Annotated in this window: 15 protein-coding genes and 1 pseudogene; 10 read left to right on the plus strand and 6 right to left on the minus strand. The window is 69.1% G+C overall.

Annotated features, from left to right (window positions below):
- The 3 genes from CJ301_RS14975 to CJ301_RS14985 form a co-directional block, all read left to right on the plus strand.
- The coding region (locus tag CJ301_RS14975; protein WP_162620555.1) for a transposase domain-containing protein at window positions 1–178 on the plus strand (178 nt) is incomplete at its 5' end.
- Window positions 179–438: 260 nt separating this feature from the next.
- Window positions 439–1,218 (plus strand): SDR family NAD(P)-dependent oxidoreductase, encoded by a 780-nt coding sequence (locus tag CJ301_RS14980; RefSeq protein WP_099278181.1) that lies wholly within the window; start codon window positions 439–441, stop codon window positions 1,216–1,218.
- Window positions 1,199–2,509, plus strand: a complete 1,311-nt coding sequence (locus CJ301_RS14985) for an AI-2E family transporter (protein WP_162620556.1) — start codon at window positions 1,199–1,201, stop codon at window positions 2,507–2,509. Before CJ301_RS14980 ends, CJ301_RS14985 begins: the two co-directional genes overlap by 20 nt.
- A 4-nt stretch (window positions 2,510–2,513) precedes the next feature.
- On the opposite strand, the gene purU is transcribed toward CJ301_RS14985, so the two are convergent.
- Window positions 2,514–3,371, minus strand: a complete 858-nt coding sequence (gene purU / locus CJ301_RS14990; protein ID WP_099278183.1) for a formyltetrahydrofolate deformylase — start codon at window positions 3,369–3,371, stop codon at window positions 2,514–2,516.
- A 157-nt stretch (window positions 3,372–3,528) separates the two neighbouring features.
- On the opposite strand from purU, the gene CJ301_RS14995 reads away from it, so the two are divergent.
- The 3 genes and pseudogenes from CJ301_RS14995 to CJ301_RS19150 all read left to right on the plus strand — a co-directional run bounded on the left by CJ301_RS14995 (window position 3,529) and on the right by CJ301_RS19150 (window position 4,604).
- Complete coding sequence (locus CJ301_RS14995) at window positions 3,529–3,804, plus strand: hypothetical protein (protein ID WP_099278184.1); 276 nt, start codon at window positions 3,529–3,531, stop codon at window positions 3,802–3,804.
- A gap of 142 nt (window positions 3,805–3,946) precedes the next feature.
- A pseudogene (locus CJ301_RS19145) lies at window positions 3,947–4,099 on the plus strand (metallophosphoesterase); the annotation flags it as partial.
- Window positions 4,100–4,325: 226 nt separating this feature from the next.
- Window positions 4,326–4,604, plus strand: coding sequence for a hypothetical protein (locus CJ301_RS19150; protein WP_254050175.1), 279 nt, complete (start codon window positions 4,326–4,328; stop codon window positions 4,602–4,604).
- Between the two features lie 8 nt (window positions 4,605–4,612).
- On the opposite strand, the gene CJ301_RS15005 is transcribed toward CJ301_RS19150, so the two are convergent.
- The gene (locus tag CJ301_RS15005) at window positions 4,613–6,895 is read right to left on the minus strand and encodes an FdhF/YdeP family oxidoreductase (protein WP_099278185.1); all 2,283 of its coding nucleotides are present in this window, start codon (window positions 6,893–6,895) and stop codon (window positions 4,613–4,615) included.
- A 132-nt stretch (window positions 6,896–7,027) separates the two neighbouring features.
- Between CJ301_RS15005 and CJ301_RS15010 the strand changes: the two genes are divergently transcribed.
- Window positions 7,028–8,284, plus strand: coding sequence for a cytochrome P450 (locus tag CJ301_RS15010; protein ID WP_099278186.1), 1,257 nt, complete (start codon window positions 7,028–7,030; stop codon window positions 8,282–8,284).
- A 15-nt stretch (window positions 8,285–8,299) separates the two neighbouring features.
- Window positions 8,300–8,635, plus strand: coding sequence for a hypothetical protein (locus CJ301_RS15015; protein WP_099278187.1), 336 nt, complete (start codon window positions 8,300–8,302; stop codon window positions 8,633–8,635).
- A gap of 2 nt (window positions 8,636–8,637) precedes the next feature.
- Here CJ301_RS15015 and CJ301_RS15020 read toward each other — a convergent pair whose 3' ends face one another.
- Window positions 8,638–9,327 carry a hypothetical protein gene (locus CJ301_RS15020; protein ID WP_099278188.1) on the minus strand — a complete coding sequence of 230 codons (690 nt, stop codon included), beginning with the start codon at window positions 9,325–9,327 and terminating at the stop codon, window positions 8,638–8,640.
- Window positions 9,328–9,852: 525 nt separating this feature from the next.
- Here CJ301_RS15020 and CJ301_RS15025 point away from each other — a divergent pair.
- The gene (locus CJ301_RS15025) at window positions 9,853–11,148 is read left to right on the plus strand and encodes an AAA family ATPase (protein ID WP_099278189.1); all 1,296 of its coding nucleotides are present in this window, start codon (window positions 9,853–9,855) and stop codon (window positions 11,146–11,148) included.
- 1 nt (window position 11,149) lies between these two features.
- A complete protein-coding gene (locus CJ301_RS15030; protein WP_099278190.1) occupies window positions 11,150–12,256 on the plus strand; it encodes a ParB/RepB/Spo0J family partition protein in 1,107 nt (368 codons plus the stop codon).
- Between the two features lie 58 nt (window positions 12,257–12,314).
- Here the strand turns inward: CJ301_RS15030 and CJ301_RS15035 are convergent, their stop codons facing one another.
- From CJ301_RS15035 to CJ301_RS15045, 3 genes are all read right to left on the minus strand, one after another.
- A complete protein-coding gene (locus CJ301_RS15035; protein ID WP_099278191.1) occupies window positions 12,315–12,716 on the minus strand; it encodes a DUF2934 domain-containing protein in 402 nt (133 codons plus the stop codon).
- A gap of 193 nt (window positions 12,717–12,909) precedes the next feature.
- The gene (gene queF / locus CJ301_RS15040; RefSeq protein ID WP_099278192.1) at window positions 12,910–13,377 is read right to left on the minus strand and encodes a preQ(1) synthase; all 468 of its coding nucleotides are present in this window, start codon (window positions 13,375–13,377) and stop codon (window positions 12,910–12,912) included.
- A 96-nt stretch (window positions 13,378–13,473) separates the two neighbouring features.
- Window positions 13,474–14,877 carry a phosphomannomutase gene (locus CJ301_RS15045; protein WP_099278193.1) on the minus strand — a complete coding sequence of 468 codons (1,404 nt, stop codon included), beginning with the start codon at window positions 14,875–14,877 and terminating at the stop codon, window positions 13,474–13,476.
- Window positions 14,878–14,932 lie beyond the last annotated feature (55 nt).

The following is a 14,932-nucleotide window of genomic DNA, read 5'->3' on the forward strand; positions in this document are numbered from 1 at the left end:
CGGCCAGCGCGCCGCCTTCATGTATTCCCTGATAGGCACCGCAAAGCTGAACGACATCGATCCGCAAGCCTGGCTGGCCGACGTCATTGCCCGCATCTCCGATATGCCGGTCTCGCGCCTGCACGAGTTGCTGCCTTGGGAATGGAATGCTGCAACCTCCCTGGTCAAGGCAGCCTGACCGCGGCACTCACCGGGTGCTTACCAAGGGGCTAACGCTGACGCAATTCATCTGGCGAGAATGGCAGGCCAATCCCGACCTATTCCATCGAGAGCCGTGTCACTTGACCTCGGGACCATACAGCGAGCAGATCCCGGAGTGGCACGACCGCTAACGAGATCCGCCCGGCGCGCCATCTCCGACAGCTCAGGAACCACGTCCCCGGACGCGGGTTGCCTCCCTGATCGGCCCCTGAGGGGCCTTCGGACGGGGAGAGACACGTGGACGGCAGGCTGCATGACAGGATCGCGATCGTCACCGGTGCGGAATCGGGCATAGGCCGCGCCACCGCCATCGCCATCGCACACGAGGGGGCGGATCTAATGTTGGCCTATCTGAACGATGCCGAGGCCGCCGACGCCACCGCGCAAGCGGTGCGCGACACAGGCCGCGCCGCGGTGACCGTGCAATGCGACCACACCCGCCCGGAGGACGTGGAACGGCTCTTCTCCGCCACGCAGGACGCTTTCGGCCCGCCCGACATCCTGCTCAACTCAGCCGGTCTCGACGCGCCGGGCGACGAGGTGGCACAGATGACGGAGGAAACCTGGGAGAAAATGCTGAAGGTCGATCTCTTCGGCCCCTTCCTGTGCTGCCGCGCCTTCATCCGCGCGCGCCGCGCCGCGGGCGGCGGCGGGCGAATCGTCAACATCTCCTCGGTGCACGAGGAGGTCGCCCGCACCGGCTCGGCCGCCTATGATGCGGCCAAGGGGGGCCTGCGCAATCTCACCCGCACCCTGTGCCTCGAGCTGGCCCCCGACCGGATCGCGGTCAACAACATCGCGCCGGGGATGATCATGACGGCGATGAACCAGGAGGCGCAGGACGACCCCGAAGCGCGCGAGCGGCAGGTGCGCAACATCCCCTGGCGCCGCGCCGGGCAGCCCGAGGAGGTGGCGCATCTCGCGGTCTACCTCGCCTCGCCCGAGGCCGATTACGTCACCGGCCAGACCTTCACCATCGACGGGGGGCTTTCGCTGAATGTCGGACAAGGCGCCTGATCCCGAAGCCCCGATCGCGGCCCCGCAACGCATCGCCCATCCCGCCCTAGGCCTCCTTGGTATGGTGGCGCTGGTGCTGGTGGGCTGGGCGTTGCATGTCATGCAGCCGGTCTTCCTGCCGATCACCTTCGCCGTCTTCCTCGCGCTCCTGCTGAGCCCGGTCGACGCCTGGGCCGCGCGCCTCGCGGGCGGGCGGGCCTGGGTCGGCCATCTCGCTGCGATGCTGCTGCTTGCGCTGGCGCTGGCGGGCTTCGTCGGCGTGCTGTGGATCTCGGCGCAGCAATTCCTCGTCCGCTTTCCGGCCGAGCAGGCCAGCGAGGCGGTCGAGCAGCTGTCGGGCGATGATGACGCCGAGGCGACGCCGGCGCAGACCGAAACCGGCACTGCCGCCGAAAGCGCCGCCGACGAGGCCGCGGCGGGCGCGACCGGCGCTGCCGTCGAAAGCGCGATCCAGAGCACGCCGGGCGCGGGGCTCAACCCCGACGACGCGCCCGACCCCGCGCAGGGCGAAGGCGGCGCGGGCGAGGGGCTGGTCGAGCAGATCCGCGGCCTCGCGGGCGGCGGCGGGCTCGGCGGCACGCTGATGGAGCGCGCCTCGGGGCTCGCCACCACCGTCGTCTCGACCATCTCGGGCATCGCCCTGGCGCTGGTGTTGATCTTCTTCCTGACGCTGCTGATGCTGTCCGAGGCACCGCGCTGGCATTCCAAGCTCGGCGCGATGCTGCGCCCCGAAAAGCGCGAGGAGGTGACGGGCGCGGTGGCGCTGGTCGCCTCCAAGACCCGGCGCTACCTCGCGGTGCGCTTCGTGCTCGGCATCGTCACCGCCCTGCTCTACACCGGCTGGCTCTGGCTCTTCGGGCTCGACCTCCTGCTGGTCTGGGCGCTGCTGACCTTCGTGCTCAACTTCGTGCCCAATATCGGCTCGCTGATCTCGGGGCTGCTGCCGGTGCTCTATGCCTACTTCACCAAGGACCCCTGGACCGCGACGCTGATCGGCGCCGGGATCGTCTTCATCGAGCAGGTGATGGGCAATTACGTCGATCCGCGCGTGCAGGGGCGGCACCTGTCGATCTCGGCGCTGGTGATCCTCTGTGCGCTGCTGTTCTGGGGCTGGATCTGGGGGGTCGCGGGCGCGATCCTCGCGGTGCCGATCACCATGGTGGTGATGGTCGCCTGCGCCCATGTGCCGGGGCTGCGCTGGGTCGCGCTCGGCCTGTCGGACGAGACCGATTACGACGGGCTCGAGGAGCAGCTTGGCGCGCCGGGCAAGACCGACGTGCCGGACTGCTGAAGCCTCACTTGCCGAACACCACCGTGCGGCTGTCATTGACAAGCACGCGGCGATCGAGATGCAGCGCCACCGCCCGGGCCAGAACGCGCCGCTCGATGTCGCGCCCCTTGGCGACGAGGTCCTCGGGCGTGTCGGCATGGGTGACGTGTTCGACGTCCTGGGAGATGATCGGCCCCTCGTCGAGATCCTCGGTGACGTAATGCGCCGTGGCGCCGATCATCTTCACGCCGCGCGCATGGGCCTGGTGATAGGGCTTGGCCCCCTTGAAGCCCGGCAGGAAGGAATGGTGGATGTTGATGCAGCGCCCCGAAAGCCAGGCCGACATCTCGTCGGACAGGATCTGCATGTAGCGCGCCAGCACGACCAGCTCGGCCCCCGTCTCCTCGACCAGCGCCCGGATCTCGGCCTCCTGCTTCGGCTTGGTCTCGCGGGTGATCGGCAAGTGGTGATAGGGCACGTCCTCGGGCAGCGTCACCGAAAGCGCGCTGGCCGGATGGTTGCCCGCCACCGCGACGAGATCCATCGGCATCTCGCCGATCCGCTGGCGGTAGAGCAGGTCCGCGAGGCAATGGTCGAACTTCGACACCAGGATCAGCACCTTCTGGCGGTAGTCCTGCGGGCTGAGCGTCCAGCTCATGCCGAAGGCGGTGCCGATGCCGTCCATCTTGGCGCGGAAGGCGCCGTCGCCGCCAAGCTCCTGCGGCAGGCGGAAGGCCACGCGCATGAAGAAGGTGCCGGTCTGCGTGTCGTCGAACTGCCGCGCCTCGGTGATGTCGCCGCCGGTCTCGGCCAGCGCGGTGGCGACGGCGGCGACGATGCCGGGGCGGTTGCGGCAGGTGAGGGTGAGGATATGGGTGGTCATGGCGTGTCCCGTGCTGTCTTGCCGCCGTTTCTCGCCCGCCCTGCCCGGCAATGCCAGCACGCGCGCGCCGCTCCGGCACGGTTTGGCGACATCGCAGACACGAAACCCGCGCCGCGGGGCCGCGTTGGGGCACAGAGGTTTCCGATAGGAGCACGCGATGAGCGACAGCAGGACGACGACCGATCACGACGAGATCCGCCAATGGTGCGAGGCGCGCGGCGGTCACCCGGCGCGGGTGCGCGACACCGCCAGCGGCGATGGCGGCGGCCTTCTCAGGATCGATTTCGAACCGCAGGCCGAGGGGCTCGAGCGGATTTCATGGGACGACTGGTTCGAGACCTTCGAAAGCAGCAAGCTTGCCTTCCTGCACCAGGACAGCGCCAAGGACGGCTCTGCGAGCCGCTTCAACAAGCTGGTCTCGCGCGACGGTTGACCCCCGCGGAGCCATAGTCGCGGCATCGTGGCTGGCATCTGCCTTCGCCGGGCGCTAAGCCGAAGGTATGAAACAGCTCCTTGCCCTCGCGGGGCGCCGCTTTCGCGGGGCGCCCCCGGCCCCGGCCCCGGCCGATCCCTTCATGGCAATCGGGGATGTGCATGGCCGAGCCGACCTGCTGGAGGCGCTGCTCGGCAGGGTGCTCCGGGCATGCGCCCATGCTCCGGTCGTCGTGCTGGGCGACATGATCGACCGCGGCCCCGACAGTGCCGGCGTGCTGAAGCTTTTGCACGGCCTGCGGACCGCCGGGGTGATCTGCCTGCGCGGAAACCACGAGCAGATGCTGCTCGATTTTCTCGACGCGCCCGAGCGCTGCGGGGGGCACTGGTTTCGCAACGGCGGGTTCGAGACGCTGGAAAGCTTCGGCATCGGGTTGCCCGACCCCGAGATCGACGGATCGCTGGGCGGCCGAGCTACGCGCCCGGCTCGGGCCGTTGCTGCCTTGGCTGCACGAGTTGCCCTTGATCTGGCGCAGCGGAAATGTGTTGGCCGTGCATGCCGGGCTCGATCCCGAGTGTCCCTGGGACGCGCAGCAGGATGCCCACCTGATCTGGGGGCATCCGCGCTTCGGCCACAGGCCTCGCCGCGACGGGCTCTGGGTGGTGCATGGCCATGTCGTGCAACCCGAACCGCTGTGCCGCCCAGGACGGATCGCGATCGACACCGGCGCCTGGTTCACCGGCCGTCTCAGCGCCGCGCGGATCGGCGCCGGGACGGTGGAGTTCGTGACCAAAGGCTGATCCGCGCCTCAGGCGCGAATCCGCACCGGTACCCCCTTGTAGGCCGGGGTCTTCGACAGCTCGTCGTGGTAGTCGAGCGGCACCAGCGGGTTGGTCTCGGGGTAATAGGCCAGCACCGTGTCGTCGGGCAGATCATAGGCCACGATCCTGAGCCCGCCCACCTCGCGCGTCTCGCCATCCTCGATCGCGCAAGAGAGCGTCACCCGCTGCCCCTCCGCGAGACCGGTCTTCGCGATCGTTTCGGGGTTCATCATCACCACCTGCCGGTCGGTCTCGAGCCCGCGCAGCCGGTCGTTGAAACCATAGATCGTGGTGTTGAACTGGTCGTTCGAGCGCACGGTGACGAGGGTATAGCTGCCCTCTTTCGTCGCCTGCCCCAGCGCCGAAAGCGTCTCGGGCGCGGTGAAGATCGCCTTGCCAGTCTCGGTCTTCCACGTCCGCTCGCGCGCCGCGTTGCCCTTGTGAAAGCCGCCCGGCTCGAACAGCCGCGCGTTGAAGCGCTCGAACTTGTCGGGATAGCTTTCCTCGATCAGGTCGCGCACGAGGGCGTAATCGCCGATCCAGTCGTCCCATTTCACCTTCGGGTTCGGCTCCAGCGTCGCCTTGGCCAGCCCCGCCACGATGAAGGGCTCCGAGCGCAGCATCTTCGAGGCCGGCTCGCGCCTTCCCTGGCTGCCATGGATCATCGACAGGCTGTCCTCCATCGAGACCGCCTGCGGCCCGGTGGCCTGCAAGTCGAGCTCCGAGCGCACGAGACAGGGCAGCAGCCACGCCTCGCGGCCCACCAGCGTGTGGGAGCGGTTGAGCTTGGTCGCGATCTGGACGTTGATCTCCAGATCCTTCCAGGCCTCGTCGGTGCGGCCCTGGTCGGGGATGGCGCGGGCGAAGTTGCCGCCCAGAGAGACGAAGCCCTTGATCGAGCCGTCGAGAATGCCCCGCACCGCCTCGACCGTGGTGGTGCCCTCCTCGCGCGGGGCGGTGAAACCGAACATCTCTTCGAGCTTGTCGAGCGGCACCAGCTCGGGCTTTTCGGAAATGCCGACCGTGCGCTGGCCCTGCACGTTGGAATGGCCGCGCACCGGCGAGATGCCCGCGCCCTCGCGGCCGATATTGCCGCGCATCAGCAAAAGGTTCACATACATCGCGATGTTGAGACTGCCATGAACGTGCTGCGTCAGCCCCATGCCGTAGATGCCGATCACCTTCTCGGAATTGGCATACATCTCGCCCACCTCGGCGAGATCGGCATGGCGCAGCCCCGAGACGCGCTCGATCTCGGACCATTCCATCGCGCGGATCGCCGCCTCGAATTCGGGCCAGCCGGAGGTGTGCTGCGCGACGAACTGCCGGTCGATCACGCCGCCGCCCTGCTCGTCGTCGATCTCGAACACGCGCTTGCACAGGCCTGCCAGCGCGGCGACATCCGAGCCGGGCTTGAGCTGCAGGTAGCGGTCCGAGATCACCGTCTCCTTGCCGCCCAGCATTTCGACCGGGTTCTGCGGATCGCGAAAGGTGACGAGACCGGCCTCGCGCACCGGGTTGAAGGTGACGATCTTGCAGCCGCGCTTCTTGGCGGCGCGCAGCGGGTGCAGGAAACGCGGGCTATTGGTGCCGGTGTTCTGCCCCATGAAGATGATCATGTCGCAATGATCGAAATCCGACAGCACGCAGGTGCCGACCGGAGAGCCCGTCACCTTCTTGAGCCCGACGCTCGTGGTCTCGTGGCACATGTTAGAGCTGTCGGGCAGGTTGTTGTGCCCGTAGAGCCGGGCAAAGAGCTGGAACATGTAGGAGGTTTCGAGCGCGGCGCGGCCCGAGGTGTAGAACACCGTCGATTTCGGATCGAGCGCCTTGAGCTTCGTGCCGATCGCCGAGAAGGCCTCGTCCCATGTCGTCTCGACATATTTGTCGGTCGCCGGATCGTAGCGCATCGGATGGGTCAGCCGGCCCTGGATTTCCAGATCGTGATCGGCCCATGTGCGCAGCTCGCTCACCGTGTGGCGGGCGAAGAAGTCGGGCGTGCAGCGGTCGCGGGTCAGGTCCCAGATCGTCGCCTTGGCGCCGTTCTCGCAGAACTCCGCGACATGCGGGTTGGGGGGCTTGGTCCAGGCGCAGGAGGTGCACATGTGGCCGCCCGGCTTGTTCTGCCGCATCAGCGTCTCCAGAACGCCGGCATCGGGCCGCTCCTGGCCCATATGCTTGGCCACGCTCTTGAGCGAGCCCCAGCCGCCGGAGGGGTGGTCGTAATGCGGCAGCTCCTCGCGCTGCCCGGTTTCCTTGCGATCGGTCATGAAGGCTCGCTCCCCTGCCCTGCTTTCATCTCACCGCGACAAAACGATGCCCCGGGGCGGCGGGTTCCGGCCATCGGGCGGGATGGGCGGCATGGGCGGGGAACCCGATCGCGCCGCACCCGTTTCGCGGTCATGACCGGCTCATCCCTCCCGCTTCTCAAGGCCCCCGACAGCACGCTTTCGCTGCTGCGCGAAGGCTATGACTTCATCGCGCGGCGCTGCGACAGGCTGGGGACGGACGGCTTTCGCACCCGGCTGATGCTGCGCCCCGTCGCCTGCCTGCGCGGGCCGCGCGCGGCGCAGGCCTTCTATGCGCCCGGCCGGATGACCCGGCGCGGCGCGATGCCCGGCAGCGTGCTGGCGCTGTTGCAGGACAAGGGCTCGGTGCAGCTTCTCGACGACGCGGCGCACAGACACCGGCGCGGGCTGTTCCTGCGGCTGATGACGCCCGAGCGGCTGGAGCGCGCGGCCCGTATCCTGCGCGAGGAATGGCAGGCCGCAAGGATGGGCGGGCGCGAGATCGTGCTGGCCGAGGAGATCGGTCCGATCCTGACCCGCACCGCGCTGCGCTGGTGCGGGATCGAGACCGCCGACGCGGCGCCCCGGCTGCGCTGCGAGGAGTTCGAGGCGATGATCGGCGGCGCGGCGCTGGTCGGGCCGCGGCACTGGCGCGCGCGGATGCTGCGGCGGCGCTCCGAGGCCTGGGCGCGCGAGGTGATCCGCGCGGCGCGGGCCGGCGCCGCCCCCGCCGACAGCCCGCTTGCCCATGTCGCGCAGCACCGCGACCCTTCGGGCCTCGCGCTGCCGCGCGCGGTGGCGGCGGTGGAGCTCTTGAACCTGCTGCGCCCGATCGTGGCGGTTGGGCGGTTCATCGTGTTTTCGGCCCATGCGATTGTGACTCGGCCGGAGGCGCTCGCCGCGCTGCCCGACACGCCCGAGGCGCTGGACTGGTGGGGCGACGAGGTGCGCCGCCTCTACCCCTTCTTCCCGGTGATCGGCGGGCGGGTGCGGACGGGCTTCGACTTCGACGGCCATGGCTTCGGGCCGGGCGACTGGGTGCTGCTCGATCTCTTCGGCACCGATACCGACCCCGACGCCTGGCCCGATCCGCTGCGCTTCGACCCGATGCGTCACGAGCGGGCGCGCGATCCCTTCGCCTTCGTGCCGCAGGGCGCGGGGTCGATGGAGGGCGGGCATCGCTGCCCGGGCGAGGCGCTGACCGCAAAGCTCGTGGCCGAGGCGACGGCGCTGTTGCGCGCATCGCGCCCCGAAGCGCCGCCGCAGGATCTCGGCATCCCGCATGATCGCGTGCCCGCCGCCCCGGTCTCGGGGATGCGTCTGCGGCTGCAGGAACCTCTCCCCCCTGCTCCGGTTGAATGGCGACACTGATCAAGGAGCCGCGACATGGCCGAGACACCGCACACCACCGACCGTTTGCGCCACGACATCGACGAGGGCAAGGCCGGCGACAAGAAGGGCTTTCCCGACACCGCCGCCTCGCCCCTGGGCACCGATGCCGAAGCCTCGGGCAACCTCGCCACTGAGGAAGAGGTCGCCCGCGCCCAGGCCGAGGAGACCGCGACCGGCACACGCGGCAACGCTGCCAAGGGGGCCGAGCCCTCGCGCCCGGTCAGCGCCGCGGCATCCCGCACCCCGCGCCAGACCAGCAACCGCACCATTCTCATCGCGGTGACGGTGGGGGCCGCGGTGGTGCTGACGGTGATCGCGCTGATCGTCTGAGCCTAGGCCCCGGCGCTCACCACCACCTCGTCGATCCCCGCATCGACCGACTGGCAGGCCGCCAGCAGCTGCGCGCAAAGATGCGTCTGCACATAGGCCGCGTGAAACCGCGACGGCGCGCAGAGCATGAGCCGCCCGCCCGACCGCCCCTCGCGGCGCAGCGCGCGCAGCCACGAGGCATAGGGGCCGGGCGCCTCGGCATGCAGGATCGCCTGCGCCAGCGCCCATTCGCTGCCATCCGAAAGATCGGGCGGCGGCACCTGTGCTGCTCGCAGCGGCAGGGGAACGACCTTGCCGTCATCGGGTGCGTCCGAGAGCCGATGTTCGAAATCGGGGCCCACGCGCGACCAGCCCGGCCGCGTGTCCTCGAGGATGCGTTCGACCCCGAGCCGGTATTCGGCCACCCGCCCCCGCGCGCCCGCGCGGGTCAGCTCCAGCCAGCCCCGGCCCCGCAGCTTGGCCATCTCGCGCTTGACCGTGCGCTCATCGACCGACCAGAGCCGCGCGATCTCGCGCTGGCCGACGCAAAGCGCGTCGCGGGCCCAGCTGTAGCGCGCCGTCACCAGCGTGATGAGCCGCAGCACCAGCACCTGCTCGCTGCGCCCCTGCCCCAGCGCATGCGTCCCCATCGCGGTGAGCAGGTCGTATTTGCGGGCGGCGGCTCCCCGGCCCAGGGGTCTGGTGTTCAGCATCTCGTCCCGTCCTGGCGCCCTCATAGCATCCCTGCGCGGTCCGAGGCCCCAAGCGCCCCGGTCCCCCGACGAGGGGCAGCGTGATTCCAACGCCTTTCCTCGACTGACCCCGATTTGCGTCCTGAAGCACGATTCTGTCAAGCGGAGTCCGGTTCCGGGCCGGGCAGCCCGCCCTATTTCCATCTGGAAATCGGTATATATTGGTATTGGGGGACATCCAGGGTGTCCCCTATTCCGCCAGTTTTGTCCCCTATTCCGCACCCCGCGGAGGAAACCTGTCCCCCCATTCGGGACGTCAGGATGGCGGGGATGACGGGCGGCGGCAGCGGCGGTCCGGGGCGGGTGGCGAATCGCTCCGCCCCTTGTGGCGTTGGCAATGCGCCGCTTTCTCGAAAATCCCGAGTTTGACGATATTTCACTTTCGCTCATCTGCAAAACCGTCGTAAATCGCCTTATTGCAAGAATTAGCGTTCCTGCGGTCGGGCCGACACGGTTCCCCGCGGGGAACCGGAGGGCAGAAACCGCATGTTCACGCACACCGACCTGGCCCGGCTGCAGGCGCAGTCGCTCAAGATGCAGGGCTTCATCCGGCAGCAGACCTTCTCGCCGGAGAACGAGAAGAAGCTGCGCCGCTTTTCGAGCTGGGAGGTGGCCGAGCTGATCCTCGGGCTCAACCCCTCGACCTTCCGCGGCCGGCTCGCCGCCGATCCGTCGCTGCCGCAGGGCCATGTCGAGGAGGATGGCCGGCAGCGCTGGTACAGCCTCGACGAGATCAACGAGCTGCGCCGCCGGCTGCGCCACAAGAACAAGCCGCTGCTGCCGCCCCGGCCGCAGGGCAAGCGGGCGATCCGCGCCGCCGTCGCCAACTTCAAGGGTGGCGCCGGCAAGTCGACCGTGGCGCTGCACTTCGCCCATGCCGCGGCGCTCGACGGCTACCGCGTGCTTTGCGTCGACTTCGATCCGCAGGCGACGCTGTCGCATTCGATGGGGCTGTCGGACGTGGCCGAGGAATACACCGTCTGGGGCATCATGGCGCGCGACCTCATCCGCGAGACCGCGCGAATGAACGCCGCCGGGCGCGGCGCGGAAAGCGGCACCGCCCTGCCCGAGCGCAAGCTGCCCGCTTCGGTCACCGGCATGGGGCTCGATGATCTGCGCGTCACCGATTTCATCAAGCCGACCTCCTGGCCGACGATCGACCTCGTGCCCTCCTGCGCCAATGCCGCCTTCGTCGAATTCGCCTCCGCGCAGTACCGGCACCTCAACCCCGAATGGTCCTTCTTCGCCGCGGTCGATCGCTACCTCGATCAGCTGCCCGAGGACACCTATGACATCGTCATCTTCGACTGCCCGCCCGCCATCGGCTACCAGTCGATGAACGCGGTCTTCGCCGCCGACGTGCTCTATATCCCCTCCGGCCCCGGCTATTGGGAGTATGACAGCACCACCTCCTTCATCGGCCAGCTGGCCGAGGCGCTGGAGGATCTGGGCCGGTTTCGCGGCGCGGTGCCGCCGGGCACCGAGCCCGACAAGCACTTCGCCGACATCCGCTTCCTGCTCACCCGGTTCGAGCCGAACAACGACCTGCACCGCGCGATGCAGCAGGCCTTTCACAAGGTCTTCGGTCCACAAGTGGCCGAGCACCCGATCGAGATGACCCGCGCGGTCGAACAGTCGGGGCGGTTCCTGAGCTCGGTCTACGAGATCGACTATCGCAACATGACCCGCGAGACATGGCGGCGCGCCCGCGCTTCCTTCGATCGCGCCTATGACGAGTTCCGCGCCACCCTCGTGGCGGCGTGGGACCAGCTGGAGGACTGAGATGGCCAAGAAGCGCAGCGTCTTCGACATAGACTTCACCCCCGACCAGCCCGAACCGGAGGCATCCGAGCGGTTCCCCGCGGGGAACCCGGCGCCCGATCCGGCACCGCCATCCGCGCCGCAGCCACCGGCGCGGCGCGGCCCGATGGCCTCGGCGATCACCGAGACGGCGGATGCCGCGCGCGGCCGGGCCGAGGCCGAAGCCGCGATCCGGGCCGAAAACGACGAGCTGGCGCATGAGCATGTGCGGCTGAAGAAGCTCGGCCTGATCACCGATCTCGTCGCCACGGACGCGGTGAAATGCTCCAAGCTTGTCCGCGACCGCGCCAAGGCGCGCGACCCCGAATTGGAAGAGCTGAAGCTTTCGATCCAGGAGATCGGCCTGTCGAACCCGATCCGGGTCGAGCAGGACGGGCTGGGCGGCTATGAGCTGATCCAGGGCTTCCGCCGCCTTTCCGCCTTTCGCGAGCTTTATGAGCAGACCGGCGATTCGCGCTATGCCCGCATCCCCGCCGCGATGGTTCCCCGCGGGGAACCGGTGCGCGAGCTCTATCGCAAGATGGTTGACGAGAACCTGGTGCGAAAGGACATCTCGTTCGGCGAGATGGCGCAGCTTGCGCTGAACTATGCCAGGGAGACCGGGACCAAGCCGCATGACGCCGTCTCCGAGCTCTATGCTTCGGCGCTCAAGCAAAAGCGCAGCTATATCCGCAGCTTCACCCGGGTGCTTGAGCGCGCCAAGGGCAAGATCCGCTATCCCGAGGCGATGCCGCGGGCGCTGGGGCTGGAATTGTTCAAGATCATCGACGCCGACCCGCTCCTCGGCGACGACCTGATCGCCATGCTCGACCGCGCCCCCGAGCGCGATGCCGAGACCGAGATCGCGGTGCTCAAGGATTTCATCCACCGTGCGCCCAAGATCGTGAAGCCGCGGCCCAAATCGGTCTCCAAGACGATGCTGCGGCTGCCGCAGCCCGAGGGCGAGGCGCGGATCGCCGCCTCCGACGGGCGGGTCGAGCTCCGGCTGGCGCGGGATTTCTCGGCGCTCGACCGGGCGCGGCTGCAACGCGCCTTCGAGGCTTTTTTCGAGGCGCTCGACGGCGAATGAAAAAGGGCCGGTTCCCCGCGGGGAACCGGCCCTGATGCTTAGGGCGGCTTGGCGGCTCTCAGCCGGTGCCGTCCGGCGCCTCGCCCTTCTTGGCGCGCGGTTTGCGCGGCTTGGTGGCGCGGGCCGGGGCCTTGGTCGTCTTGGCCGCCGCCTTCGACGCCGTCTTGCGCACAGGCTTGGCCTCGCCGCTCTCATCGGGTTTGCTCGCCGCCTTCTTGCGCGGCGTCTTGGCGCGGCTCGGCGGCTCGGGGGTGCCGGGGCCGGAATTGTCCTCGTCGCTCTTGTGGACCTCGGGCTCGGGGCCGGCATCGCCGGCGCTGCGGCTCTCATCCTGCATCTGCGCGTCGATCTCGCGCGCGGCCTCGTGCCAATGCGCGTCGTTCTGGCCCTCGGGCGATCCGTCGCGCTCCCACAATTCGTAGGCGCGCTTGCGGATCCGCTCTTCGCGATCGTCTGCCATCTGGTACTCCCTTTCACAGAGCCGCTCGGCCGGACCCGGGCGGGGGCCCGGCCGTTCAATTGTCATGCGTCGCCACGCCGTTCCCCGGACCGGTCATGCCGCAGCCGCAAAACGAGCGTCGCGCGACAGCATGGCGATTTCCAGAGCGCGCCTTACGCCGGGTCACCACTGTGCGCAAGCGTACCTATCGCTGTCAACCGCGGCCACGATAGCCCGGCACGCCCGCATCCGGAATCCAGACGCCCTTGGGCGGCTCGCCGGTCTGGTAGAACACGTCGATCGGAATGCCGCCGCGCGGATACCAGTAGCCGCCCAAGCGCAGCCAGCGGGGCGAAAGCGTGTCGACCAGACGCCGCGCGATCGAGACGGTGCAGTCTTCGTGAAACGCGCCATGGTTGCGGAAGGATGTCAGGAACAACTTGAGCGATTTGCTTTCCACCAGCCAGTCGCCCGGCACGTAGTCGAGCACGAGATGCGCGAAATCGGGCTGGCCGGTCAGCGGGCAGAGCGAGGTGAATTCGGGCGCGGTGAAGCGCACGGCGTAATCGACGTCGGATTGCGGGTTGGGCACACGCTCGAGCACCGCCTCCTCGGGCGATTGCGGCTGCACGGTAGTGCCGCCGAGCATGGTCAGGCCGTCATAGATGGATTTTTCGGACATGGGACTCTCCTGCTGTCATGACCCGCATGTGGGGGCGGGGGGGCGATCCGCCTAATGCCGGGGGAGGCGGGGCCGGGCAAGGCCCCGCCTGCGGTCTCAGCCCGCCTCGCGCAGCCGTGCGGCCAGCCGGTCGAGGTGATGCGCCAGCAGCGCCTGCGCCCGATCCGGGCTGTCGGCCTCGGTATAGAGCCTGCATTCGGGCGCGTTGCCCGAGGGGCGCAGATGCACGATCTCGCCATTGGCGAAGGTCACCCGCAGCCCGTCGGTCTCGTCGATCCCGGCCTCGGCGCTGCCGGTGTCGAAGAAAGCGGCGCGGGCGTCCGGGTTCCGGCGCAGCGTTTCGATCAGCGCCATGGAGCGCTCTGACGGCACCTCCTGCAGCCGGTCGGCGGCGGTGAAGCGCGGCGGCAGCCGCGCGGCCAACTGCGCCAGCCCCCGGCCTTCGGCCCGCGCCGCCGCCAGCGGCGCCACGATGGGCAACACCGCGTCACGGGTCATCAGGGGGGCGAGCGCGCCGTTCGGCCCGCGCGCGGCAAAGCCCAGCAGGAACCCGCCATTGGCCTCGTATCCAACCACGGCGGCCGAGGCGTTCTCGGCCAATGCCGCCTCCATGCCCGCGATGACGAAGGGCGAGCCGATCCGCGTGCGCCGGACCTCGATCCCGTCCACACGGTCGATCAGCGTGTTGGAGGAGACCGGCGTCACCACGATCCGTGCGCCCAGGAGCCGGGCGGTGAGCGGGCCCAGAACGTCGCCGGGGATCATCGCGCCCTGCGCATCCGCCACCATGGGTCGGTCGGCATCTCCATCGGTCGAGATGATCGCATCGAGCGCGTGCTCATCGGCCCAGCCCGCCAGCGCGGCGCGCGTGTCGGGGTCGACGGCCTCGGTGTCGACGGGGATGAAGCTGTCGGAGCGCGCGAGGCGCACCGCCTCGGCCCCGAGCCCCTCGACGATCTCGCCCAGCGTGTCGCGCGCGACGCTGCTGTGCTCGTAGACCCCGATCCTGAGCCCCGACAGCGCCTCGGCGCCGAAGCCGTCGACATAGCGCGCGACATATCGCGCGGCGCAATCCGGGTCCTGCTCGAGCGAGCCCTGGGCCGCGTCGGGCGCGCCGCCTGTGCGGAGGGCGTCGAGGATCGCCGTCTCGTCGCTCTTGGCGATCTCCCCGCCGGACAGGTAGAATTTGAGCCCGTTTCGGTCGGCGGGGATGTGGCTTCCGGTGACCATCACCGCCGCATGGCCGCGCGCCATGGCCGAAAGCGCCAGCGCCGGGGTCGGCACCGCGCCGCAATCGACCGCAGCCAGACCCGCGCCGCGGATGGCGTCGATCACGGTCGCGGCAATGCGCGGCGAGCTGTCGCGCAGATCGCGCCCGACATGCACCGTGCCGCCATGCGGGCAGGCGGCGAGAAAGGCCCGGATATGGGCATGGACCAGATCGTCGGTCAGCTCGGTCACCAGACCGCGCAGACCGCTTGTTCCGAATATGGGGGGCATTGTCGTCCTGTTCGTCATGGGGCTGGCAGGACTATGCCACCCGCGCCGCTGCGCA

The organism is Limimaricola cinnabarinus, assembly GCF_002723615.1.
Taxonomy (GTDB): Bacteria; Pseudomonadota; Alphaproteobacteria; order Rhodobacterales; family Rhodobacteraceae; genus Limimaricola; species Limimaricola cinnabarinus_B.